The sequence below is a fragment of the Mesorhizobium sp. CNPSo 4689 genome (genome assembly GCF_057784325.1).
Genome location: NZ_JBWLUZ010000048.1, coordinates 1 through 23,911, shown reverse-complemented (window position 1 = coordinate 23,911; position 23,911 = coordinate 1). Strand labels below are relative to the sequence as shown.

The 23,911-nt window shown below is 63.2% G+C and carries 24 protein-coding genes; 9 read left to right on the top strand and 15 right to left on the bottom strand.

The annotated features are described in order from the left end of the window. From AC04SI_RS30630 to AC04SI_RS30585, 10 genes are all read right to left on the bottom strand, one after another. On the bottom strand, positions 1 to 851 hold an 851-nt coding region (locus AC04SI_RS30630; RefSeq protein ID WP_488475525.1), incomplete at its 3' end, for an alcohol dehydrogenase catalytic domain-containing protein. A 58-nt stretch (positions 852 to 909) separates the two neighbouring features. Further along, on the bottom strand, positions 910 to 1,914 hold the full coding sequence (locus AC04SI_RS30625; protein ID WP_488475524.1) for an SRPBCC family protein: 1,005 nt from the start codon (positions 1,912 to 1,914) through the stop codon (positions 910 to 912). A 47-nt stretch (positions 1,915 to 1,961) separates the two neighbouring features. Further along, entirely contained in the window at positions 1,962 to 2,690 is a 729-nt protein-coding gene (locus AC04SI_RS30620; protein WP_404284618.1) for an ABC transporter ATP-binding protein, read from the bottom strand. After that, complete coding sequence (locus tag AC04SI_RS30615) at positions 2,683 to 3,414, bottom strand: ABC transporter ATP-binding protein (protein ID WP_404284620.1); 732 nt, start codon at positions 3,412 to 3,414, stop codon at positions 2,683 to 2,685. The genes AC04SI_RS30620 and AC04SI_RS30615 overlap by 8 nt, the downstream gene beginning before the upstream one ends. After that, positions 3,411 to 4,379 (bottom strand): branched-chain amino acid ABC transporter permease, encoded by a 969-nt coding sequence (locus AC04SI_RS30610; protein WP_404284622.1) that lies wholly within the window; start codon positions 4,377 to 4,379, stop codon positions 3,411 to 3,413. Before AC04SI_RS30610 ends, AC04SI_RS30615 begins: the two co-directional genes overlap by 4 nt. Continuing rightward, positions 4,376 to 5,242, bottom strand: coding sequence for a branched-chain amino acid ABC transporter permease (locus AC04SI_RS30605; protein WP_404284624.1), 867 nt, complete (start codon positions 5,240 to 5,242; stop codon positions 4,376 to 4,378). Before AC04SI_RS30605 ends, AC04SI_RS30610 begins: the two co-directional genes overlap by 4 nt. A 61-nt stretch (positions 5,243 to 5,303) precedes the next feature. Continuing rightward, positions 5,304 to 6,512 carry an amino acid ABC transporter substrate-binding protein gene (locus AC04SI_RS30600; RefSeq protein ID WP_404284626.1) on the bottom strand — a complete coding sequence of 403 codons (1,209 nt, stop codon included), beginning with the start codon at positions 6,510 to 6,512 and terminating at the stop codon, positions 5,304 to 5,306. 362 nt (positions 6,513 to 6,874) lie between these two features. Beyond that, entirely contained in the window at positions 6,875 to 8,137 is a 1,263-nt protein-coding gene (locus tag AC04SI_RS30595) for an NAD(P)/FAD-dependent oxidoreductase (RefSeq protein ID WP_488475523.1), read from the bottom strand. 15 nt (positions 8,138 to 8,152) lie between these two features. Further along, positions 8,153 to 8,470 carry a 2Fe-2S iron-sulfur cluster-binding protein gene (locus AC04SI_RS30590; RefSeq protein ID WP_404284629.1) on the bottom strand — a complete coding sequence of 106 codons (318 nt, stop codon included), beginning with the start codon at positions 8,468 to 8,470 and terminating at the stop codon, positions 8,153 to 8,155. Positions 8,471 to 8,481: 11 nt separating this feature from the next. Continuing rightward, the gene (locus tag AC04SI_RS30585) at positions 8,482 to 9,663 is read right to left on the bottom strand and encodes a cytochrome P450 (protein ID WP_488475522.1); all 1,182 of its coding nucleotides are present in this window, start codon (positions 9,661 to 9,663) and stop codon (positions 8,482 to 8,484) included. 103 nt (positions 9,664 to 9,766) lie between these two features. Here AC04SI_RS30585 and AC04SI_RS30580 point away from each other — a divergent pair, with 103 nt between their 5' ends. After that, positions 9,767 to 10,732, top strand: coding sequence for a LysR family transcriptional regulator (locus tag AC04SI_RS30580; protein ID WP_404284632.1), 966 nt, complete (start codon positions 9,767 to 9,769; stop codon positions 10,730 to 10,732). A 60-nt stretch (positions 10,733 to 10,792) separates the two neighbouring features. Here AC04SI_RS30580 and AC04SI_RS30575 read toward each other — a convergent pair whose 3' ends face one another. Together AC04SI_RS30575 and AC04SI_RS30570 are read right to left on the bottom strand one after the other, a co-directional pair. Continuing rightward, a complete protein-coding gene (locus tag AC04SI_RS30575; RefSeq protein WP_404284634.1) occupies positions 10,793 to 11,335 on the bottom strand; it encodes a cupin domain-containing protein in 543 nt (180 codons plus the stop codon). A 63-nt stretch (positions 11,336 to 11,398) separates the two neighbouring features. Further along, positions 11,399 to 12,553, bottom strand: a complete 1,155-nt coding sequence (locus AC04SI_RS30570) for an alcohol dehydrogenase catalytic domain-containing protein (protein WP_488475526.1) — start codon at positions 12,551 to 12,553, stop codon at positions 11,399 to 11,401. Positions 12,554 to 12,815: 262 nt separating this feature from the next. On the opposite strand from AC04SI_RS30570, the gene AC04SI_RS30565 reads away from it, so the two are divergent. The 5 genes from AC04SI_RS30565 to AC04SI_RS30545 all read left to right on the top strand — a co-directional run bounded on the left by AC04SI_RS30565 (position 12,816) and on the right by AC04SI_RS30545 (position 18,337). Continuing rightward, on the top strand, positions 12,816 to 13,649 hold the full coding sequence (locus AC04SI_RS30565) for a fumarylacetoacetate hydrolase family protein (protein WP_404284636.1): 834 nt from the start codon (positions 12,816 to 12,818) through the stop codon (positions 13,647 to 13,649). 103 nt (positions 13,650 to 13,752) lie between these two features. Next, on the top strand, positions 13,753 to 14,652 hold the full coding sequence (locus AC04SI_RS30560) for a VOC family protein (RefSeq protein ID WP_404284637.1): 900 nt from the start codon (positions 13,753 to 13,755) through the stop codon (positions 14,650 to 14,652). A 100-nt stretch (positions 14,653 to 14,752) separates the two neighbouring features. Next, on the top strand, positions 14,753 to 15,634 hold the full coding sequence (locus tag AC04SI_RS30555) for an alpha/beta hydrolase (RefSeq protein WP_404284639.1): 882 nt from the start codon (positions 14,753 to 14,755) through the stop codon (positions 15,632 to 15,634). A gap of 32 nt (positions 15,635 to 15,666) precedes the next feature. After that, positions 15,667 to 16,704: an Ldh family oxidoreductase gene (locus tag AC04SI_RS30550; RefSeq protein WP_404284640.1), complete on the top strand. Its 1,038-nt coding sequence runs from the start codon at positions 15,667 to 15,669 to the stop codon at positions 16,702 to 16,704. Positions 16,705 to 16,750: 46 nt separating this feature from the next. Continuing rightward, entirely contained in the window at positions 16,751 to 18,337 is a 1,587-nt protein-coding gene (locus tag AC04SI_RS30545; RefSeq protein ID WP_404284642.1) for a bifunctional 3-(3-hydroxy-phenyl)propionate/3-hydroxycinnamic acid hydroxylase, read from the top strand. Positions 18,338 to 18,383: 46 nt separating this feature from the next. On the opposite strand, the gene AC04SI_RS30540 is transcribed toward AC04SI_RS30545, so the two are convergent. Together AC04SI_RS30540 and AC04SI_RS30535 are read right to left on the bottom strand one after the other, a co-directional pair. Next, positions 18,384 to 19,001, bottom strand: a complete 618-nt coding sequence (locus tag AC04SI_RS30540) for a TetR/AcrR family transcriptional regulator (RefSeq protein WP_404284644.1) — start codon at positions 18,999 to 19,001, stop codon at positions 18,384 to 18,386. Between the two features lie 56 nt (positions 19,002 to 19,057). Next, positions 19,058 to 19,414, bottom strand: coding sequence for a DoxX family protein (locus AC04SI_RS30535; protein WP_488475521.1), 357 nt, complete (start codon positions 19,412 to 19,414; stop codon positions 19,058 to 19,060). Between the two features lie 281 nt (positions 19,415 to 19,695). On the opposite strand from AC04SI_RS30535, the gene AC04SI_RS30530 reads away from it, so the two are divergent. From AC04SI_RS30530 to AC04SI_RS30520, 3 genes are all read left to right on the top strand, one after another. Beyond that, positions 19,696 to 20,805: an alcohol dehydrogenase catalytic domain-containing protein gene (locus AC04SI_RS30530; RefSeq protein ID WP_404284648.1), complete on the top strand. Its 1,110-nt coding sequence runs from the start codon at positions 19,696 to 19,698 to the stop codon at positions 20,803 to 20,805. A 69-nt stretch (positions 20,806 to 20,874) separates the two neighbouring features. Continuing rightward, positions 20,875 to 21,897 carry an amidohydrolase family protein gene (locus tag AC04SI_RS30525; RefSeq protein WP_404284650.1) on the top strand — a complete coding sequence of 341 codons (1,023 nt, stop codon included), beginning with the start codon at positions 20,875 to 20,877 and terminating at the stop codon, positions 21,895 to 21,897. A 67-nt stretch (positions 21,898 to 21,964) separates the two neighbouring features. Continuing rightward, positions 21,965 to 22,639 (top strand): 4-carboxy-4-hydroxy-2-oxoadipate aldolase/oxaloacetate decarboxylase, encoded by a 675-nt coding sequence (locus AC04SI_RS30520; protein WP_488475520.1) that lies wholly within the window; start codon positions 21,965 to 21,967, stop codon positions 22,637 to 22,639. Between the two features lie 491 nt (positions 22,640 to 23,130). Here the strand turns inward: AC04SI_RS30520 and AC04SI_RS30515 are convergent, their stop codons facing one another. Beyond that, complete coding sequence (locus tag AC04SI_RS30515) at positions 23,131 to 23,418, bottom strand: type IV toxin-antitoxin system AbiEi family antitoxin domain-containing protein (protein WP_404284654.1); 288 nt, start codon at positions 23,416 to 23,418, stop codon at positions 23,131 to 23,133. Positions 23,419 to 23,911 lie beyond the last annotated feature (493 nt).

Below are 23,911 nucleotides of genomic sequence, written 5' to 3'. Positions count from 1 at the left end.
TGCGAGGCTTCCAGCGCCTGGCGCATCACCTTGGTGCTGCCGGTGCAGTCGAAGGTGTAGTCGGCGCCGCCGATCTGGTCGGCACCGCGCTTGGTCATGTTGACCAGATGCGGGACGATGTCGCCGTCGATCTCCTTCGGATTGACGAAATGCGTCATGCCGAATTTCTCGCCCCAGGCCTTCTTGTCGTTGTTCAAGTCGACGCCGATGATCATGTCGGCGCCAGCGAGCTTCAGGCCCTGGATGACGTTGAGGCCGATGCCGCCGAGGCCGAAGACGACGGCGGTGGCGCCTTGCTCGACCTTGGCCGTGTTGATGACCGCGCCGATGCCGGTGGTGACGCCGCAGCCGATGTAGCAGATCTTGTCGAAGGGGGCTTCGGGGTTGACCTTGGCCAGCGCGATCTCCGGCAGCACGGTGAAGTTGGAGAAGGTCGAGCAGCCCATATAGTGAAAAATCTTGTCCTTGCCGATCGAGAAGCGCGACGAGCCATCGGGCATGAAGCCTTGCCCCTGCGTGGCGCGGATCGCGGTGCACAGATTGGTTTTTCTCGACAGGCAGGACGGGCACTGCCGGCATTCCGGCGTATAGAGCGGAATGACATGGTCGCCCTTCTTGACCGAGGTGACGCCCTTGCCGACATCGACGACGATGCCGGCACCCTCATGGCCGAGGATGGCTGGAAACAGGCCTTCGGGATCAGCGCCCGACAGCGTGAACTCATCGGTATGGCAGATGCCGGTCGCCTTGATCTCGACCAGCACCTCGCCATCGCGCGGACCATCGAGGTCGACCTCCATGATCTCCAGCGGCTTTCCGGCGGCGACAGCGACAGCGGCGCGCGTTTTCATGTGTGTTCTCCAATTTCGACGACATCGGCCTGCGAACGACAGGCCGGTTCTTCACGGCTCACGATACGCCGGCCGCCTGCGCGAGCTTCACCTTGTGCCAGGCGATGATGTCCATCAGTTCCGGCGAGAACGCGTCATAGGCGGGAATCCCCGCCTCCGCCAGCGAGCCGCGCACGCTGGCCATGCTGGTCGCCGGCATCCCGGTTTCGACGAGCGAAGACACAAAGGCCGCGAACTCGATCTTCGGCTGGCGCTCATCCGTCGCCAGTTCGGGATGCACGAATTCGAGGCCATAGAAATGGTGATCCGGATCGGACACCTTGCCGACCATATGCGTCCCGCAGGACCTGCAGCGGTGGCGTTCGATTTTCTGCGTGGCGTCCACGGCCTCGAGCTTGTCGCCATGCGCCTTCACCTCGACGCAGCCCGCCGGCACGACCGCGATCTGCGCGAAGGCGGCACCGGCAGGCTTCCAGCATTTCGAACAGCCGCACAGGTGATTGTGCGCCACGGCCTGATCCACCGCGATCTCCACCGGCTCGCTGGCACATTTGCAGCGCGCAGTGAACGCGCCGACCGGCGCAGCCGATATATCCCGCTCGACGGCCGGGTGCAGCTCGACCGTCTCGCCGCGCAACGCTTCCGCGCGTGCCTTCAGCGCGCGGTTCAAGTCGTGATAGGCCGTTCGCAGGTTGGTATCGATGCTGGGCCAGCGCTCGTCAGCCATCGGACCGTCGAATATCTCGTTGTGGCGTACCCGCGTGCCGCCATTCTCGGTCGGCTCCAGGATGAAAATGTGTTCCGCGCTGAACACGCCGCCAGGCGCCTGGCTCAGCCAGCGAAGTTCCCGCGCGCCCACGATGCGGGTGATGGTCGGCGTGACCTCGCGCTCGGGGACATTGGGCTGGCGCAGCGTTCCGACGACGCGCTGACCGACGGTCGTGCGCCCGCGCAACGCCGGCAGGGCGGGGTTCCATTCGGGGTAACGCCCGATGTCGTCCAGCACGGCCCACACGGTCTGCGGCGGCGCGTCGATGACGATCTCGGTTTCAAGCAAGCGCATGGGGCATCCTCATTCGTGGAGCAGATGTGTTGGCGTGCGGCAGTGCGCTAATGCGCTGCCGCCGCGGCGGCGTCGCCGAGGTAGGCGCTCATGACCTTTGGATCTTTGAGCAGGTTTGGCGCCGTGTCTTCGCCGACGAACCTTCCGGTCTCGATGAGGTAGCCGCGATCGGCGGTCTTGAGGCTCAGCCGCGCGTTCTGCTCGACAAGCAGGATGCCGAAGCCTTCGCCGGCGATGGCGGCCAATGACTTGAACAGCTCTTTGGACAGCAGCGGCGACAGTCCGAGAGAGGGCTCGTCCAGCATCAGGATGTCCGGTTTGGACATCAGCGCCCTGCCGATCGCGACCATCTGCTGTTCGCCGCCGGACATGGTCTGCACCAGTTGGCGAGGGCGTTCGGCAAGCCGGGGGAACAGGCCGTAGACGAAATCAAGCATCTTGCCCGCACCGGCTTTCGCGCGCCTGGCATGGCTTCCAAGCCGCAAATTCTCCACCACGGTGAGTTCGCCAAAGATGCCGCGGCCTTCCGGAACCAGCGCGATCCCCTCCTCCACCATCAGATGGGCGTCGAGTTTCGTGACATGCTTGCCGTTCATGACGATGCTTGTGCCGGGCTCCGTCCCGACAAGCCCGGCGACGGCGCCGAGGAAGCTGGACTTTCCAGCGCCGTTGGCGCCCAGGACAACGCAAATCTCGCCCTTGGAAACGCGCGCGGACACACCTTCGAGCGCGACGTGCCTTCCGTAGCGGACACCGAGATTGGACACCTCAAGCATCGTCGTCTCCCAGATAGGCGCGGACGACCTCCGGGTCGGCCAAGACATCGGCCGACCTGCCATCGGCGATCTTCGTGCCGGAATTCATGACCACGCAGCGTGAACAAAGCGAACGGATGGCATCCATCACGTGCTCGACCATGATGATCGTTCGGCCCTGGGCGCTGATCTCGCGGATGAGTTCTATGCCGACCCTCAACTCGCTCGGGTTGAGGCCGGCGAGCCATTCGTCGAGCAGCAGGACATGAGGGTTCCCCGCAAGGGCACGGGCGAGCTCGATCCTCTTCTGGTCGATATAGGTCATCGCCGCGACGGGAACCTCCTCGCGGCCTTTCAACCCGACCCGCTCCAGCAGATCGCGGGCGAGCGCAAGCGCCTCGGCGCCCCAGAGCCTGTTGTGCCCGAAGACAGCGCCGGCGACGACGTTCTCCAGCGCGCTCATCGACGGCAGGACGCGCACCAGCTGGAAGGTTCGGGCGACCCCGATGCGGGCGATCTTGTGGGCCGGACGCCCGGCGATGGGCTGACCGGACAGCAGGATATTGCCCGACGTCGGCGATAGCGCCCCCGATATGAGGTTGAGCATCGTGGTCTTGCCCGAGCCGTTCGGGCCGATCAGTCCCAACAGTTCGCCCTTGGCGACTTCGAAACTTACGTCGTTGACGGCGACAAGGCCGCCGAAGGCTTTGCGTATCCGATTGATGGTCAGGAGAGGAACGTTCATCTGCCCTCCTCGACAGTCGTCGTCAGCAAGCTCTTGTCGGTTGGGCGACGGCGGAACAGGCTTTCCAGCTGTCCCGTGACGCCGTCGGGAAGCACATAGACGATCGCCAGAAATGCGAGTCCCATGATCACCGCCGTCTGGTTCGGGAAGTGGCCCGAGATGAAGTCCATCACCACGGTGAAAGGAACGACGCCGACCAGGGGTCCCCAAAGCCGGCGCGTGCCGCCGAGCAGCGCCATGATGACGACGAGGAAGGACGTCATCGGATTGAACGCCGCATCTGGTGTGATGTAGCTGTAGCGGGGCGCCATGATCGCGCCGGCCACGGCAATGAAGGCCCCTGAAACGGCGAAGAGGATGATCCTGGCGCGAGCGGTGTCGACGCCGACATGACGCGCCACGGCTTCGTCATTGCCGATGATGCGCAAGGCCAGGCCGAGCCTGGATCTGTTGATGAGCCAGCCGGTCAGAAAGACGACAACCGTCAGCGCAAGCAGCATCCAGTAGAGATGCGTCTCGGTGAAATCGGTGAAGACGTAGAGCCCGATCGTGCCGCCGAAATTGGTCTGCACCCAGGTCACGATCTGGCCGAGGAGTTCGGCAAGGCCGAGGGTGAAGATCACGAAATAGACCCCTGAGAGCCTGAGGGTCGCCAATCCGACCAGCGTGGCCAGCAAGGCGCCGGCGACGACCGCGATGAGGATGAGCGCAGGGAAAGGCAGGACGTCGATGAAGATCGCGACCGAATAGGTTCCAACCCCGAAGAAGGCGGCGCTCGCCAGCGAGACAAGATGCGTCGGCCCGGAAAAGAGCGCCCAGGCCGTGCATATGGCGGCATAGAGCATGATGTTGACGCTGAGCGACAGCCAGAACCCCTCGGTCACCAGGGGGAGGAAGGCCAGCACGGCCGCGCCGGCAAGGCCGGCGCCAAGAGCCAGGAGCTCGTTGCGCGGGATGTTCATCATGCCGGCCGCTTTCCGAAGATGCCCTGCGGCCGGAACAGCAGAACGACGATGAAGAGGGCGTAGTTTGATGCCAGCGTCAGTCCGGGATCGAGCAGGCTGGCGACAATCGTCTCGGTCACGCCCAGGACGAGAGCGGCAAGAACCGCGCCGCGCACGTCGCCGACACCGCCCATGATCACGATGATCAGCGCCTTCATGGTGAAGATCACGCCCATAGACGTGTTGAACGTGTAGAAGGTCGACAGCAGTGTACCAGCGCAGGCCGTGATCGCTCCTCCGAGCGCAAAGGCGAAGGCCGCGGTCTTGCGCACGTCGATCGCCACGAGCCTCGCCGCGCGCGGATCGACGGCGACGGCGCGAACCGCCGTGCCGCGGTCGGTGCGATAGAGGAAGACGTAGAGTGCCGTGGCGATCACGGCGGCGGCGACAAAGGCCACGACGCGGTTCAGGCCGAACGAGTCGCCCATGATCGAGAAGGGCTGGGCGAGGAACTCGTAGTTGAAGTAGGACCCGCCGAATGCCTGCAGCATCAGCCCCTGGAACAGGAACAGCAGTCCGAAGGTCGCCAGGATCGAATCGACCTCGAGCATGCCGCGATTCCTGGCCCGCTTCACCAGTGGCTGCATCAGCCAGGTGTAGATCAGCCAGTTGACGACGAAGGCGCCGGGGCCGATCACCAGCAGGCCCAGCAGCGGATTGATCCCGAAGCCCGTATACAGCCAGAAGGTGACGAAGCACGCGGCAACGAGCGTCTCGCCATTGGCGAGGTTCATGATCCGCGCCACGCCGTACTGGAGCGTGAGCCCGAGCGCGATGAGCGTATAGGTGCCCCCAAGGAGCAAGCCTGTCAGCAGGATGAGCATTGTACTCTCGCAGTCACGGGCCCGGCGTCACAAGGACGCCAGGCCCCTGGGGAGGATCGGATCAGTTGCTGGGCCAGGCGGGCTTGAGCACCGGCGGCTGCGCGCCCTGGAGGTTGCCGGTCGCCCTGACGCCATGCACGACGCCATCGCTCCACTGGCCGACCGTCCAGTTGTTGTTGTTGATGTTGTTGTCGAAGTGGACATCGCCGATGACGGTCTTGAACGTGCCCGACTGGATTTCCTTGTTGAGCGCTTGCTTGTCCAGGCTGCCGACGTGCTCGACGGCCTGCTGCAGGATCTCCAGGCTGGCATAGGCCACCGGGCTCGCCCACCAGTCGGCTTCCTGACCCGTCACCGCGAGGTGCTCCTTGCGGTAGGCCTGGAAGACGGGATCGCTCGCATTGACGCCGCCCATGATCAGGATGCCGTTGGCCGCGGCGCCAAAGCGCTTTCCGTATCCGTCGAGATTGCCGCCGACGCTGACGAAGAACGCCTTGACGTCGAACTTCTGCAGTTGCGCCTGCTCGGTGAGAGCGAAGCTGTCCGGTGGATAGGAATAGGCGACGAAGGCGTCGGGGTTGGCCGCCTTGGCGCCGGCGATCACCGGAGCGACGTCCTGGTTCCCAAGCGGATAGGAGGTCTCGTAGACGATATCGAAGCCGGCCTGCTTGAGCGCGGGCTTGCCGGTCTTGATCATCTCGAGGCCGAAGGCATCGGAAACGTTGACCACTGCGACGCGGTTGCCGATCTTGCCACCGTCGCGCAGATCCTTGAGCGTGCCGACGATGCCGTCGGCGATGCCCTGCGCCGGGCCGAGCAGCCAGAAGGTGTTCGGCCAGCGCTTGACGAATTGATCGAGATCGTTGGCATTGCCGGTGGAGACGATCTGCGGGTAGCCATATTTCGCGATCAGCGGAGCGGTCGCGAGATTGAGGCCTGTCGAATAGGGCGGGATGATCAGGTCGACCTGGTCCTGGGTGGCCAGACGCTGGATGTTCTTGACCGCCTCTTCCGGCGACGACTTGTCGTCATATTCGACGATCTCGATCGGCCTCATCTGATCGCCGACCTTGAGGCCACCGGCCTTGTTCACCTTCTCGGCCCACAGCTTGATGTTCGGCCAAAGCACGCCTGACGCGCCGCCCGCAAGCGGACCGGTCTTGGATGCGCTGACGCCGATTCTGACCGGGTCCTGCGCAAAGGCCGCGCTGAACGTGCCGGCAGCCAGGGCCGCCGAAAGCATGAGTACGTTGAAACTGCGTCGCAACATCGAAATTCCTCCCAGTTCTGGTTGTGTTGGCCTCCCCTCGCCTCCCAGCGAGTTGGTCGACCGATCCCCTAGCGAAACTGCTTAGGCCATTTTCCTCCGGCGATCCAGCAAATTTCGTAAACTTACAGATTTTCGTTATTTTCTCCCAGTGACGATATTCTCGGTCAGCCCGTGGTGCCGACGTTGGCCCCGAACGTTTCTGATTGGCCGCATTGCGGAAAACCGGTTCCGCAGTGCATCATTTAAGATACTTTATAGTATGTGGATACGCTAACGAATGTCAATGCCGAGAAGTCTACCGGTTCATCCTATTTGTCCGCCGCAGGCGACACGAAAGGCCTTTGCCTCGCCCGGGCGCAGCCTCATTTCGCGGCATTCGCCAAGACCTCGAGTGCCAACACCGGATCCGCGACCTGAGCGGGATCGGGGCTGGCCGATATGGCAAGGAGGCGCTTGCCGATCAGATAGTCGCGCGGCGCATTCAGCCCATCGACCGCGACGAGCTGCCCTTCGCGGTAGTACCAGTGCGACCGTCCCGGTCCCGCCCCCTGCCTGACGACCACCGTATCGTCCGGCCGCGACAGGCCGGCGATCTGCAGCTTGAGATCGAACTGATCCGACCAGAACCACGGCTTTGGTCTGTAGGGCTGGCGCGCGCCCATGATGTTGCGGGCGACCAGGTCGGCGCTGTCGATCGCGTTGCCGACGCTCTCCATCCGCAGCCCCCCTTCGGGCAAGGAAAAATTGGCGCAATCGCCGGCGGCCCAGATGAAGGGGTCGCCCGTGCGCCCGTACGCGTCGGCGGCGATGCCGTTGTCGATGGCGAGACCCGCCTCAGCCGCCAACGCCGTTTGCGGCATGCCACCGATTCCCGCCACGACGACATCGGCGGCGACGATCGTGCCATCGCTGAGCCTGGCGCCGGAAACCCGGTCCGTGCCCAGCAACTCACCCACCGATTTGCCGAGATGAAACGCCACGCCCCTGGAGCGGTGGAGCGCCTCGACCGCTGTGGCGGTTTGCGCCGAGGCCACCCGCGCGAGCGGGCGATCGGCGGCTTCCACCACATCCACCGTCATGCCGAGCCCGCGCGCGACGGCGGCGATCTCGAGCCCGATATATCCGCCGCCGATGACAAGGAGCTTGCCGTGCTTTTCGAGCGTCGGCCGCAATTGATCGATGTCGGCGAGCGTGCGGATGGTGAAGATGCCCGCAAGACCGCGCGAAATCGCCTGCGGCAGCTTTCGGGCGGTGGCCCCGGTTGCGAGCACCAGACGATCGTAGTCAAGCATGGCGCCATCGGCCAGACACACACGCCGCCGCGCGCGGTCGATGGATGCGACGCGCGTCCCCAGTCGCAACGCGATGCGGTTCCTGGCGTACCAGTCCTCCGCTTTCAGCTTCAGCCGGTCGCGTTCAAGTTCGCCCAGAAGATAGGCCTTCGACAGCGGGGGACGCTGGTAGGGAGCATCCGGCTCCTCCCCGATCAGGGTGATCGATCCCGCAAAGGCATTCGCCCGCAGCTTTTCGGCCGTGGACAGGCCGGCCTGCCCGGCACCGACGATGACGATCCTGCTTTCGTTACCAGGCCTGGCCGCGGCGGGATGATCGGCGTCAAGGGACATGATCAGCCTCAACCGCTAGGCGGCCGGAACGCGGACGGAAATATTGTCCAGCGCGTCGCTGACCTTGATCTGGCAGCTCAGCCGGCTTCCGGGTTCGCGCGGCGCCTCGGCGAAGTCCAGCATGTCGTTTTCATGCTCGCTGATCGGTCCGAGCGCCAACATGATTTCCTCGGGAAGCACGACATGGCATGTGGCGCAGGCTGCCGAGCCGTTGCATTCGGCGATGATGCCCGCAACGCTGTGTTCAAGCGCGGTTTCCATCAAGCTGCGGCCGTTCTGGGCCTCAACGGCGAGCTCCGCGCCGTCCGCGGAAAGGAACCTGATCGTTGGCATGACTCTCTCCCTCAAGCGTCCCAGACAACGGGCATGTGCGTGGGGCCACGAAACACCCAGCCGCGGATGCGGACGAGTTCCGGATCCTTGAGCCGGAGATTGCGCAGCCGCTCGAACACCATCGGCACGGCGATCTGGCTCACCAGCGCGCGCGACACCCACGTGCCGGCGCAGAAATGCGATCCGGCGCCGAACGCCAGGTGGGACTTCTTCTCCCGGAAGACATCGAACTTCTCCGGATCGCTGAAACGGCGGTCGTCGTGGTTGGCGGCGCCGACGCACAGACCCACCTGCTCGCCCTCGCGGACCAGCGTGCCCGAGATCTCGACATCGCGGGTCAAACGGCGAGGGTACATGCCGATCGGTGAGATCCAGCGCACCGCTTCTTCGAAGGCCTGCCCCCAGAGCGAAGGCTCGGCACGAACGCGCGCGAGTTGGTCCGGGTTCTGCAACAGGCCCAGGATCAGCGTCAGGATCGAGTCGCGGGGCTCGTTCAGTCCGCCGCCGATCGCGACCTTGATGTTGGCGTAGATCTGCTCGACCGTCTGCGCAGGATCAGCCTGGAGCATCGAAGACAGCATCGAAGGATTTGGATTGTGCCGATGATGGGGCAGCATCCTGTCGACGGCGCTCTCGACGCCGCTGGCTGCCTCCTTCGCCTTGCGCGCGATTTCCGGGTTGTGCGAGTAGTTGCCGGAACCGTCAATCAGCGACTGCGACCATAGCGCCATCGTCCGCCAGTCGACGCCGTCGAAACCCAGTATGTCGGCCAGCGAGCGCGCCGCGATCGGCGCGGCGAGTTCCTCGAAAAGTTCGGCCTCACCCTTGTGCTCGATCTGCGAAATGACGTCGTCGCAGATGGCCCGCATGGGGTCGGCCCAGCACCGCTTGACCACGCCGGGACGCAGGCTCGGATCCATTGCCGCCCTTTCGCGGGCATGGTCCTCGCCGTCCTTGCGCATCAGGTTCGGCCCGATCACCGTGTTCAGCAGTGACTGCGGATTGACGGAGGAAAACGTCTCGGGATCGCGTTCGATGGCCATCACGTCGTCGAAGCGCGTGACCATCATGATGTTGGCCGCCTCGACCTTGACGACAGGCCCGAGGTCGCGGACGCGTTTGAAGACTGGATACGGATTGGCAAGCAGGTCTTCGAACGAGACGTCGTCGACCACTTTCACGGCTTCGTACATGGTTTCCTCCCTGGTCGGGAAACGAGGTACGAAATCCACGTGTATTCAGCAATGCGATGAGTTAGATAGAGGTCATCGAAAATTTGCATGGAGGAGAACGGCCGTGCTGCCCGACGAGCTTGCCAGTGTTGACCTCGCGGCCTTGCAGACGCTTGTTGCTGTCCAGGATCGCGCCTCGTTTTCCGACGCCTCCCAGCTTCTTGGCGTCAACCAGTCCACCATAAGCTACGCCATCAAGAGGCTGCGAAAGGCCTTCAACGATCCGCTGTTCGTCCGCCAGGGCAATTCGATCGTGGCAACCGACAAGGGCGAACAGCTCGCCCAGCAGGCGCGCGGCATCCTTGAGCAGATGGCCGCGCTTTCTTCGCCGTCGGGCTTTGACCCAGCCACGGCCGAAGGAAGCGTGACGGTGTCCTGTAACCACCACGAGCGCATGTTCGTCATTCCCGACTTCGTGCGCCGGGCGCAGAAGGAGGCGCCGAAAGCGACGATCCACATCTTCGAGTCTGCCGTCGACGGCAAGCAGCAGTTGAAGCAGAACACATGCGACATCGTGCTGGGACCGGTCGCGATCCTCGGTGACATCTACTACCGCAGGAAACTGTTCACCGATCACTACGCCTGCGTCATGGACCCGGCGCACCCGCTGGCGCGGGGAACGCTGACGCTCGACCGCTACTGCGCCTCGCGTCATGTCGCGGTCACGCACAACGGACGCTGGGAGGCGCTCTATTTCGCCGCGCTGCGCGCAACCGGCGTCGAGATGGAGCCGGAGGTCACCGTGTCGAGCCACGACATACTGGAGCGGCTTATTCCAGGCTCGGAGCTGGTGGCGACGATTCCGTATCGGCTGGCGCGTCGCCTGTCGGACAGGCTCGCCTTGCGCCCTTTCCCGATGGATGTCTTCATCCAGGTCGACATCTACTGGACCGAGCGTACGCACCACTCAGGTCTGCACCGCTGGGCCCGCCAGATACTTGCAGAGGTCGCCGAAAAAAACCTCGGCGGCGGGGACGCGCACGAGGCAGGAGGAGCCGACCACTTACCGGGCCGACAGTACCGACAGTAGGCCCGGAGAGACGTCGGCGCCGCCCAACGGAGTGCCGGTGGGCGGTGCGTGCGACGCGGCCTATGCCGTTGTCGCACCAAGCATGACGACCGAGACCGTCACGGGCTCGTCGAAGGGATTGCGCCAGGCATGACGCGCGCCCTGCTGCACGACCGTATCGCCCTGCTTCAGCTCAACGGTCTTGCCGTCGTCCAGCTCGAGGACAAGCCGGCCCTTGACGACGGTCACGTAGTCGACCGTCGGCGTCTGGTGCATGCCGGGATTGTCCATCTCGAAGCACTCGGCGATGCCAGGCGCGGCCTTCAGGTGCTCCGGACCCGCCAGTTCGGGCTTCCAGTCGGGCGACATCATCACGCTGTCCGGCGGAAAGGTGATCATCCAGAACACCGATCCTCCGACCGAAGCCAGCATCGTGCCCTCGCTTGCCATCGGATCGGCACCGCCCCGTTTGGCCAGGTCCGGCGGCCCGTCGACCTTCCACTGCGGGGAAGAAACGAAACCGGGCGTGTGCCGCAGCGCCATCTCGCGCGGCGAGGCGCCGTCGCTGATGAATACCGATTTTCCTGCGGCGTTCTTTCCGGTGACGACGCGGCGAATGCTCATGTCTTATCCTCCCAAGGAATAACTCAGATACCATTCGGTATCAGCATACTACGATGCATTCAACTATGGATGGATCACAAAATTCGAGAAGCCACCATGACGCACGGCAATGCCCGAAATGGCCTCGTTGACCTTCTCCATCGGCGTCGCATGGGTTTCCAGGAGGTCGAAGCTGACCTTGCCGATCCCGACGAGGTCAGCCATTTCCTGGCCCTCGGATGTCGTCAACCATGCCGAACCGATAAGACGCTGGTTGCGGTCCATCATCATGTGCACGTCGATGGGAACCGCGCCCATCACAGCGCCGATGTCGACGGCGATACCGCCGCGGCGCAGCGCCCTGAGACCCGCCAGGAAAGGTTCTTGCGGCGTGCCCGGCCCGTTGCAGTCGATGAAGGCGTCGACCCCTTCGCCATGCGCTGTCCTGGAACGGGCCCATTCGTCGGGCGATCCGTCGTCCAGCGAATGCGTCTCGATAATGCCGGGAGCAAGCGCTTCGATCTCCTTCAGCAACTTCCTGTCGCGACCGGTGCCGAGAAGCTTCTTGACCCCGAACGACGGACCGAACACCGCGATCGATATGCCGAGCGTGCCGGAAATGCCGTTGACAAGGACCGTGTCGCCGGGACCGACCTGCGCCTTCTTCAGAGCGGAATAGCCAGTGCCCATGTAGCCGAGCCGTGCCGCCTGGTCGAAGGTCATGTTGTCGGGAAGCGCCACGATCGCCGATGCCGGAGCGGCCATGTACTCGGAAATGCCGCCGACCGGGTAATCTCCAAATGTCTGCAGCGCGTCATGGCTGAAGCCGAAATACCCCTGGAAGGCATAGTGGCGGCAGGAGATCGTGTCGCCGCGCCGGCAATGACGGCAAGAGCCGCAGGAGCGCCCCGGATTAACGTAGGCGCGATCCCCAGGCTTCAGATTGTGGACCTGGCTGCCGACCGCAGCGATCTCGCCAGTCGGGTCAAGACCGAAGATCGCTGGCAGCGGCGGCTGCGGCATGTGGGGAAACCAGGTCGGCCACATCGCCAGGATGTTGGCGAGGTTCGGCACGATGCCGCACGATCTGACGCGAACGAGCACGTCCATCGACCCAAGCTTCGGGACCGGCACTTCCTCGATCCTCAGCTGGCCGCCGATCTCGTGCATGCGCGCGGCCTTCATCGTCTGCGGAATTGCTGTCACGTCGATACCTCCCGTTCGCTCAAACCAGTGCATGCCGAGCTTCTCGTCGTGCACATGGGCCTCCTCCCGAGGCCAGATCGGTGGTCGCACATTTTTTTCGAAATATCAATCTTTTTTCGTAACTTTATCGTGACGAGCAAAATCCGGTAGCACGCCCAATCAGCAATCAGGCCATTTCGGCTCGAGATCGGCTCGCTCTGCCACCGCCTTCCGACGACTTGCATATTTTCGAAAATCCGATTTACTCTGAGCAAGAGGTACCTGCCTTCATGGCACGTCCCAAATGGGTGAGCCTTTGAAATTCGCTTCTTTCGTTGATCACTTTGATGCCGGCTATGGAATCGTCGAAGGTGAAACGATCCTGCGCCTGGATTCCGTTCCTGGCGCGCCACGGGATCTCAAAGCCTATCTCGAGAGCCGGTTTCCCGACCTCGCGCCCGACGAGCGCGATCTCGAAGCCATCCGGCTGTCCGAAGTCAGCCTGCTCCCTCCGATTCCCAACCCGGGCAAGATCTTCTGCGTCGCCACCAACTTCCACGAGGATAGCAAACCGGCGCCGCAGTTCCCGCTGCTGTTCACGCGGCACGCGGAAGCACAGGTCGGTCATGGAAGCGCGATCCTGAAGCCGGCGGCTTCCGAGAAGCTGGATTTCGAGGGCGAGCTGGCGGTGATCATCGGCCGCCGCGCCCACAAGATCGCGCGCGCCGAAGCGATGGCATACGTCGCCGGCTATGCATGCTTCAACGAGGGCAGCGTACGCGACTGGCAGAAACACTCGAGCCAGTTCACGCCCGGCAAGAACTTCTACCAAAGCGGTGCGTTCGGCCCGTGGATGGTCTGCACGCGCGAGATCCCGGACCCGGCGCGGCTGCTTCTGGAGAGCCGGGTCAACGGCGCGACCAAGCAGTCGATGGCGATCGACCGCATGATCTTCGACATCCCCTGGCTGATCTCCTACATCTCGACTTTCGCTCCGCTCGACCCTGGCGACGTTATCGTGTCAGGCACGCCATCAGGCTTCGGCGCGAGCCGCAATCCGCCGGAGTTCCTTTTCCCTGGCGATGAGGTCGAGATCGAGATCCAGGGGATTGGGACGCTGCGAAACACGGTGGCTTCAGACAGTTCCTGATATTTCGTAATAATACATTTTTTTCGAAAATTATTGCCCTCGGGCTGAGTTTGCTCTAAGGAGGTCGCCAAGGCCATGCTGCGACCGCAAGAGGAGGATAGTGATGCACCTGGTATTTGGGGTCGGTCACATAAAGCTGAATGTCCGTGACGTCGGGGCCATGATCCATGACTCGACGGAGATTCTCGGGCTGCGCGTCACCAAACAGGCGGCGGGCGAGACATGGCTGAGCTCGAACGGCCGCAAGGCCGAGCTCGTGCTTCTCCAATCCGATGAGAATTCCTGCCACACGATCGGGCTCGAAGCCCTGACCGCCGAGGCTGTCGCGGAAGCCGCCTCGCGTGTGGACGGCGCCGGCTGCCGTGTGCTCTCGCGCGAACCCAGTCTGGCCTGCTGCGATGCCGGCGTGACCTTCGCAACGCCGGAAGGACTGCGCTTCGAGGTTCACACCCCGGCGCGCGACGACATGTACAATCCGCGCTACCCGACCAACGGCATCAAGCCGCGTCGGCTCGACCACATCAATCTCATCACGCCCGACCCGGTCGTCACTAGGCGGCAGCTCTCCGAAATCTGCGGCATGCAGCTCACCGAGCGCATGGTCAACGAAGCCCTGAGCTGGATGCACGGCGGCAACCGCCAGCATCACATTCTGGGTCTGGTGAAGGGCCCGATCGGGCTTCACCACTATTCCTTCGAATTCAGCCACTTCAGCGACTACTGCCGGCTCGGCGACATTCTCGACGGGTTCGACCGCCAAGTCCTTTGGGGGCCGGGCCGCCATCGTCCAGGCGACAACACCTACGCCTACTACCTGGATGCCAGCGGCGCGATCGTCGAGTGCTCCGGCGCCATGCACACGGTAGCCGACGACGCCCACTTCGTGCCGAACGTCATCGCCAACCTGGAGCGCCCAGGAAACGTCCGCCAGATGAATGTCTGGGGTTCTCCCGCCCCTCAGGAATGGCGCGAGCACCATTTTCCATTCGCCAGGGTCGACTGATCGGGAAGGCGCGGCGGCCGGCCGCGCTTCGGCACACCGTACAAGGAATCAAGTGACGCGGCTCGACCGGGTGGGGCGCCGCTTCCGAAAGGAGATTGCCATGCAGGAAAAACTGACGTTCGAATCCGACGGCCTGAAACTGTCGGCGATTCTGCACATTCCCGACAGCCACCGTCCGGGACAGAAGCTTCCGGCGTTCATCGTCTGCCACGGCTTCGTCGGTTCCAAGGACGAGTCGCACGCCCAGATCCAGGCGGAGATGATGGAAGCGTTCGGCTATGCCGCGCTGCGCTTCGACTTCCGCTGCTGCGGCGAGAGCGAGGGCGAGCGCGCCCAGGTGCGCTGCTTCGATCAGGTCGCTGACGCGAAGAACGCGCTGACTTTCCTCGCCAGGCGTCCCGAGATCGACCCGAAGCGAATTGGCATCACCGGCCACAGCTTCGGCGCCGCGGTTTCGGTCTATACAGCCGGGGTCGACGAGCGGTTCGCCTGCGTCATCTCCTCATGTGGCTGGGGCCACGGCGAACGGAAGTTTCGCGGCCAGCATCCCACGCCGGAGGCCTGGGAGCGTTTCATGGGTCTCCTCGAGAAAGGACGTGAGCACAAGCGCACAACGGGCGAAAGCATGTGGATCTCGCGCTTCGACGCCGTGCCGATCCCGGAAAAATTGCGCAAGAACCTGTCGCCCAAGGCAATCATGGAAATCCCGACCGAGACGGCATGGAGCATGATGAACTTCAGGGCGGATGACGTGGTGGCCAACATCGCGCCGCGGCCGGCCCTGTTCTTCCATACCGCCGACGACATCATCACGCCGACCGAGCAATCCATCCGCCTGTTCGAGAAGGCCGGGCAGCCAGCCGAGCTGATGCTGATCACGGGCACTGCCCACTTCCCGCTCGCCCCGGAGGACGCGCCGCGCACCAGGATGATGATCAAGGGCTGGCTCGACAAATTCTTCCCGGCAACGCCGGCAGCTTGAGGTCAGCGCAGCCAGACCAGGAGACATTCGGCATGCCCGTCGTCCAGGAAACCGAACTTACCGATTTTGCGACCGCGCTCCTGCATGCTGCCGGCTATACGCCGGACGAGGCGGAACAGACCGCGCGGCTGCTGGTGTGGGCGAATCTGCGCGGCGCGGATTCTCACGGTGTTCTCAGGATCCCGCGCTACATCGAGATGATCAAGACCGCCGTCGTCCGCACCGGGCAACAGCCGAAGCTGATCCGGGAATTCGGAGCGACCTGCGTCTTCGACTACGCAAAGGCGCCGGGCGCCGGCGCCATGATGCACGCGGCCGGCAAGGCCGGCGACCTGGCGGAAAAGTTCGGCATCGGCTGGTGCGGCGCCCGCGCCATATCACATGCCGGCGCAATCGGTTACTTCACGACCCAACTGGCCGGCCGCGGCCTCATCGGCATCGCCATGACCGCATCGAGACCGCTCATGAGCTATTTTGGTGCAAAGGGCGAGGCGTTGTCGACCAATCCACTGTCGATCGCCGTTCCCCGGCCTGGTGGCGCCGATTCGATCGTGCTCGACATGTCCACGGCCGCCGTCGCGCTCGGCAAGATCATGGCGGCGAAGGATTCCGGCAACCCGATCCCCAAGGGCTGGGCGATCGACACCAACGGTGTCGAAACGCAGGACCCGCATGCGGTGGCAGCCATACTCCCGATGGCCGGCCCAAAGGGATCCGGCCTGTCGTTGATGATCGAAGTTCTGTCGAGCGTGCTGGTGGGCAACGCCGTCATCGCGCCGTTCCTGCGCGGTGAGAAGAAAGGCGGCTTCAATGGCCTTATGCTTGCCATCAATCCGGCGGCCTTCGGCGACACATCGTCCTTTCTCGCCTCGGTGGACAGCCTCGCCAGCGCGATCCATGCGCTCGAACCGGCAGCCGGCTCCGATGGCGTGAAACTACCCGGCGAACGCGGTTTCCAGACCGGGCGTGAGCGCATGGCCAACGGCATCCCGCTGGCGAAGGGCACCGCGGGGAATCTCGCCGATGCAGCCGTTCGGCTGGGGCTCGCGGTGCCGGCTTTCCTGCAGTGATGCCGCGCGACAGCCGCACCGAGTCCGGCCAGAGGGGTATCCCTAGATGACGCAGGATGAAGCGGACGTCATGGTGGTCGGGCTCGGCCCGGTCGGCATCACCTTGTGCAATCTTCTTGCGGCAGCAGGAGTTCGGGTTGAAGGCATCGATGCCGCTGACGACGTCTACGCTCTGCCTCGCGCGATCGGCATGGACCACGAGGTGATGCGGGTCTTCCAGAACATAGGCGCGGCCGACGCCGTTGCCGCGGCGACCGGGGAATATCGTCCATCGGAATACAGATCCGCCGACGGCGTGTTATTGCGCCGGTTCGAGTCCCCTTCCGAGCCCTGCCCGCTTGCCTGGCCGCCCTATATGACCTTCCTTCAGCCGGAGCTCGAACGGGCTCTGCGCGCCAACGGCAAGAAGTTCCCCAACCTGACGCTACGCACCGCAACGGAGCTTGTCGACCTCGAGAACCCCGATAGACCGGTCCTCACCTTGCACGACAAGGTGAGCGGCGAACGCTCAAAGCGCACCCCGCGCTATGTCGTCGGTTGCGACGGCGCAGCGAGCTTCGTCAGGCGCAGGCTGGGCGTCGCGCTGGAAGACCTCGACTTCGACGAACCCTGGCTCGTGGTGGACATGATATTGGAGGACGGGCACGTCGCGCTGCCGGAGACCAACGTCCAGTTCTGCGATCCCGCGCGCCCGCATACATATGTGCGCGGGCCTGATCGACTCCGACGCTGGGAGTTCATGATCCTGCCGGGTGAAAATCCGGCGGAGATCAATCGACCGGAACGGATCCGGCAGCTGCTTTCGCCTTGGCTTCGGCCGGACCAGGCCAGGCTTTGGCGCTCGGCGACCTACAATTTCCACGCTCTTGTTGCGCAGCAGTGGCGGGTCGGCAGCGTCTTTCTTGCCGGCGATGCCTGCCACATGACCCCGCCATTTCTCGCACAGGGGATGGTGCAGGGCATCAAGGATGCAGCCAATCTTGCGTGGAAGCTGGCCTATGTGATCGGCGGCCGATCAGAGCGCCTGCTCGACACCTACCAGGCCGAGCGCAGGCCATTCATACGTGAGGTTATCGAGATCACGAAGCGGCTGGGAAGAGTCATCTGCGAGTTGGATCCCGGCAAGGCCCGCGCCCGCAATGCCGAGATGGTAGCGGCCATGCACGCGGGCCAGGGTGTCCAGGTCCGGCAGAACCTCTTTCCGCCCATCCGTCATGGACTTGTCGCCAGTGGCGTTGACGGGTCGTCGATAGCCGGAGCCGGCGAGCCCTGTCCACAGCCGTGGGTCGTCGGGCCTTTCGACCGGATGCGGCTCGACGACGCTTTGCCACCCGGATTCCAGCTTCTCATCGCCGGTGAAATGGACCCCTCGCCCAGGCTTTTGGACAAGTCGCGCGAGGCGGGCGTCGCCGTGCATCGCGTGGCGCAGGATAGATCCTATCCTTCGCTTCTGGTGGAAGAAGACCGCGTGCTGGCGGACTGGTTGACGTCGAAGCGTGCACGCGCCGTCCTGGTGCGGCCCGACCATGTGGTTTTCGGCACGGCCGCGGATTCAGGCGAGGCCGAGCAGCTCGTGGAACAGTTGCGGACAGTGCTGGCCGCGCCCGATCCACAAATCGTACCGGCGTCGTGACTGCCGGAAAGCCCGTCGACCAGAACGAGCCAGAGGCCTGGAACGCCTATTTGCGGGAGGCTTGGTGCTTGGTGTGGCGGTAGAGGTGGGCCTGGTGCATCGAGGTGAGTGTAGCTCTTACCATCTCGCCCGGAGAATCGTCCTTCATGAAGCTGGAGAGGCCGCCATAGATCAGCTCGAGGACGACGCCGCCCACATAGAGTGGTTCGATGTCGGAACCAAAAGGAAAGAGCTTTCCGGACAGCAACCGACCCAAGCCCTCCCACTGGTCCTTGAACAGGCGCAGATGCCGCTCTTCCAACGTGTTGTCCCGGCGGGCGATCCGCAGCAGGTCGATGGCAAGCGTTCCCCACCGCTTGTCCTTCGCCCGCTGATTGGCCCAATCGCACATCGCGTCGATGATCGCTTTCGGGTCATCGTAGCCGTCGAGCAGGCCGGCGAGTTCGACCACGTCGCCGCCGGCATGGCGCTCAAGCAGTTGAAGGAATATCTCTTCCTTTGTGGCGAAGTTCGAATAGAAGGCGCCCTTCGAATATCCGGCCTCTTCCGCGATGCGTTCGATGGTCGCGCCAGAGTAGCCGTCGCGAGCCACGACCTCGCTCGCAGACAGCAAAAGCTTCTCGCGGGTCAGAGCCTGGCTCTGTTCGCGTGTTAGTCGTGCCATCTTCTGTCCTTCCAGCCCATTATCTGGATACCTTTGGTATCCGAATCGACCGAAGGTTAGAGGGCCGAAACAATACAGGCAAGCGCCCAGAAAATCGGATATTCGGGGCCCATCAGCTGCCAGCGCCAGTGCGGGCCATTGATACGCACCACCGCATAGCCTGCCCCCAGCAAGACAGCCACAGCGCACGCGGCCGCCCATCGCGGATGAATGTTGAACACCATTCCAACGGCGGCAAGAACCTCCAGCACTATCGTCAACACGATGAAAGGCTTTCCAGGCTTCAGTCCGGCGGCCTCGAAGGTCTTCGTCGCCTTTTCGAAGTTCCTGATCTTTCCGACGAGATGCGGAAGGAACCAGAGCCCGCACAGAATGCGCAGAAGATCGATTGGCGTCAGCGTAAACTCCGGCACTGATCCCTCCGTGTAGGACGGTGAACGGGCCTTCGATGCCCTTCATCTGTCCTTGTTGCCTGGATGGCGCGACGTTCTCTCATTCAGCGAGCGAAGTTCGCGCGGCGAAAGCGTTCTTCGCCGGGCCAACCGGCACGGCATACGCCGAGATCTCCTGCAAATGCTGTCGTCAGTGGTAATCGGCTCTTGCGTCACCCAATCCAGATACTGTACGGTATCTGCAGTCCGATGAGAATGTCAATGAGGCATCTCCGCGAACCGACATATTGGGAGGAACAGAGATGACGATCATGATGCGGGCGGCACGGCTGCATGCCGTGAACGAGCCGATGCGTGTTGAGGAGGTAGCGAAGCCGGTGGCGTCCGGCACCGATGTGGTCGTCGAGGTCAAGGCCTGCGGGATGGTGCCCAACCTCGCGAACGTGCTGAACAACTGGGAAACCTGGTACCCACATCAGCCGCTGCCAATGAAGCCGGCGATCTTCGGCCTCGACCCGGCGGGCATCGTGCACCAGGTCGGCAACCAGGTCGTGGCGATCAAGCCTGGCGACCGCGTCTACGTCAATCCGCTACGCTCCTGCGGTGCATGCCATGCCTGCGTCAGCGGCCATCAGGCGAAGTGCGAGTACTTCACCTTCAATGGCTATTTCGGCTTCAACAAGAACAGCCTGGATATCTACAAGCGCTATCCGGAAGGCGGCTTCGCCCAGTTCATGTGTGCGCCCCAGAATGCGATCGTCAAGATCCCCGACACTATGACCTTTCCTCAGGCCGCCCGCATGGGTTACCTCGGCACATCCTATTCCGCGATCAAGAAGTTCGGCATACCGACCGGCAAGTCGCTGATCATCAACGGCGCGACGGGCACGCTGGGCGTCGGCGCCACTCTCTTCGCGCTCGCCATGGGTGTCTCGACGGTCTATGCCGTGGCCCGTGGCAAGCCCCTGCTCGAGCGGCTGAAGCAGCTTGCCCCGAACCGGGTCCAGACATTCTCCAACCAGGACGGCCAGGTCGCCGACTGGGTCCGCTCGCAGACCAACGGTATTGGCGCCGACTTCATGCTCGACTGCCTCGGCGCAGTCGCCGACGTCAATGCCATGAAGGACGCCATGATGGGGGTCAGGCGAGGCGGCCGCATCGTCAACATCGGCGGCACCGGCAGCGACATGCTGTTCAACACCAAGTGGTGGATGGACAATTCGATGGAGCTGATCGGCTCGGCCTGGCTGACCACGGCCGAGGGCATGGAGATCGCCGAGATGGTCCGCTCCGGCACGATCGATCTCTCGGTGCTGGAGGCCAGGACGTATCCGCTCGAGCAGATCAACGAGGCCATCAACGGTGTCGCTTCCGGTGACGGCGGCTTCACCAACTACGTGCTCGAACCGTAGGCGTGGCAATCGGCAGCGGCGGACTTCAGCGTCCGCCGCTTGCCGGATCGCGTCGCGAAGAGAATCGAAATGATCATTGACTGCCACGGCCACTACACGAGCGAACCGCAGGACCATCATGCCTTTCGCAAGGCGCAGGTCGAGTTCGTCGAGGGCGCGCGCGACGCAAGGCCCGCCTATCCCGGCATTGCAGACGACGTGCTCAGGGCAACGATCGAACAGAACCAGCTGCGCCTGCAGCGCGAACGAGGCTCCGACGTGACCATCCTGTCGCCGCGGGCCTCGGGGATGGGCCATCATATCGGCGGCGCCGAGACCAATGCCGAGTGGTCGCGCATCTCCAACGACTTGATCGCCCGCATCGTCGACATGTTCCCAGCCAACTTCGCCGGCGTATGCCAGTTGCCGCAATCGATGAGCGGCGACCTGAAGCCGGTCCTTGCCGAGCTCGAGCGTTGCGTCGCCGAGCTCGGCTTCGTCGGCTGCAACCTCAATCCCGATCCGTCTGGTGGCTTCTGGTCGGCGCCGCCGATCCACGACCGCTACTGGTACCCGCTCTTCGAAAAGCTGGTCGAGCTGCAGGTGCCGGCCATGATCCATGTCTCCGGCTCCTGCAGCGCATGCCTGCACACGACCGGCGCGCACTACATCAATGCCGATACCGCTGTGTTCATGCAGCTGATCCAGGGCGACCTGTTCAGCGCGTTTCCCGATCTCAAGCTGATCATTCCACACGGCGGTGGTGCGGCGCCCTATCACTGGGGACGCTATCGCGGCCTGGCGATGATGCTGAACAGGCCCGGACTGGGCGAGCACCTGTTGCGCAACGTCTTCTTCGACAGCTGCGTCTATCACCAGGCAGGCATCGACACGCTGTTCCGCGTCGTTGGTCCGGCCAACATCCTGTTCGGGTCCGAACTGCTCGGAGCGGTCAAGGCCATCGACCCGGAAACCGGCTTCGACTTCGACGACACGCGGCGCTACATCGACGCGCTTTCGCTCGGCGAAGCCGAGCGGCGGGCCGTGTTCGAAGGCAATGCCCGCAAGGTCTATCCAAGGCTTGATATGCGACTGAAGGCGCAAGGGCGCTAGCGAGCCCAATGATCACCGTTCGGGCGCGGGCCAGAGGCCGCGCCTCATCTTTCCGGGAGAAACACCGATGGCCAGAGTCGTCACCAAGACCGAGCGCACGCCGATCGAGACCTGCGAGGCTCTTGGCCAGCTTGGCGTGGCCACGGTTCACGAGGCGCAGGGACGGACGGGCCTGCTCGCGGCTCGGCTGCGCCCCATCTACGATGGCGCCAGGATCGGCGGCAACGCGCTGACTTGCGAAGTCGCGCCGGGCGACAACTGGATGATCCATGTCGCGCTGGAGCAGGCGCGGCCAGGAGACATCCTCGTCGTCACCCCGACCTCGCCCTGCGAGGATGGCTATTTCGGCGACCTGCTGGCCGAGTCGGCCAGGGCGCAAGGCATCAGGGGCCTGATCATCGACGCGGGCGTGCGCGATGTCTCGACGCTGCGCTCCATGGCTTTTCCGGTCTGGTCGAAGGCGATCAGCGCGCAGGGCACCGTTAAGGAGACGCTCGGCAATGTCCAGGTGCCGATCGTCTGCGCCGGCGCCCACATCCGGCCCGGCGACGTGATCGTGGCCGATGACGACGGCGTGTGCGTGGTGCCGCGCGAAACCGCTGCAAAGATCCTCGAAATCGCCCGCAAGCGCGAGGCGATGGAAGAAGAAAAGCGAGCGCTCTACGCCACCGGCAAGTTGAGCCTCGATGTCAACGATATGCGCGAGCGTTTACGGCGCAAGGGCCTCGTCTACGAACAATAACCGCCTCGCTGGTTGCGCGGCTGAACAAAGGTAGGCGATCCAGCCGTGCCTGTGCGCGACCTCGCTGAGCCGTTTCGTCAGTGGTATGCCTTGTGATAGTTCCCCGAAGAATCGGTGGAACGGTCAAAGCCGCCCACAACATACCCACTCGCCCGGAGTCGGTAGCCAGGGTGCCATCTGCTTGGAGAGTGAGATCAGGACGCCGAGTGATGGATCACCTTGACATCCGAAAAGGCAGCCTCTGGCAGCCCGTTTCATCGCCGGCTTGATAGGGGAATGTGGTGCTCTGTTTGCTTTTCCAGAAGGGGGGTTCGAGTCCACGTTTTGGGCCCGTTGATAAAAATATAAAGAAATCAATATATTAGACTGGTGTTATGGTAGGCCCGGAGGGCGTACTAAAGCCTTTGATTTCATTGAGTTTTTCGTGGACCAAAATTTAGAAGTCTTCCCGTATCGTTCCGCATGGTTCCGTAACGCCTTCACACTCAAATTTAGCTACGTCTATCCCCATATTGAACCGCACCCAGCACCCAGCCAAGACGCCGAGTGCCGCGCCACGCCTTCCAGGCAGCGGCGCAATACCGCCCGTAGCCGACCTTCACGAGCAGCCCTTCTTCGCACATCCGAGAGAGATAGCAGCGTGGGATGCCGATGTCGGTGAGATCGCGGGTCCGCACCTCGCCGCGCTCTTGCGCCAGAGCAACGGCGCGATCCCGCAGCGATGGTGGCGCACCTGCAAGGCGTAGTGCTTCTGCGCGGTCCCGATCACGTTTTCGCATTTGATGCGGCCATGGCGCGTCTCGGTGTAGCGGTATGGCGAATTCGTATTTCGCTGCTTCGTCGGTCCCGGCGAGCCACCGCCTTTTTCTACGCCATGGTGCGATAGTGCGCACCAGCGCGCGACTTTTCCCTTCGCTTCGATCTCGTTAGTTCTGCTTCCAGAGTGTCAGAGCATCGAGGACCGATGAAATCAAGCGCAGAATAGCGGCCTCGCCTGCCCACGCCTATTCCTCGCAAGCCGCAATCGCAGAATCGGCGGCTACCGCGTGGAAATACTAATGATCGGCAGCTTTGCGCCGCATGTCGGTCGTAGAGATAACTTTTGCCGTTTCCTGAAAGCAGGTGAGGTGGATGGCTCCCGCTCCCGGCATCACAGTGCCACAGTGGGTTTGCTGTCAGGCAACCCGAGCTAAGGAGCCATCCGCCATGCAGATTACCACCGTGGGCCTTGATCTGGCCAAGCGCATTTTTCAAGTTCACGCCGTCGACGCG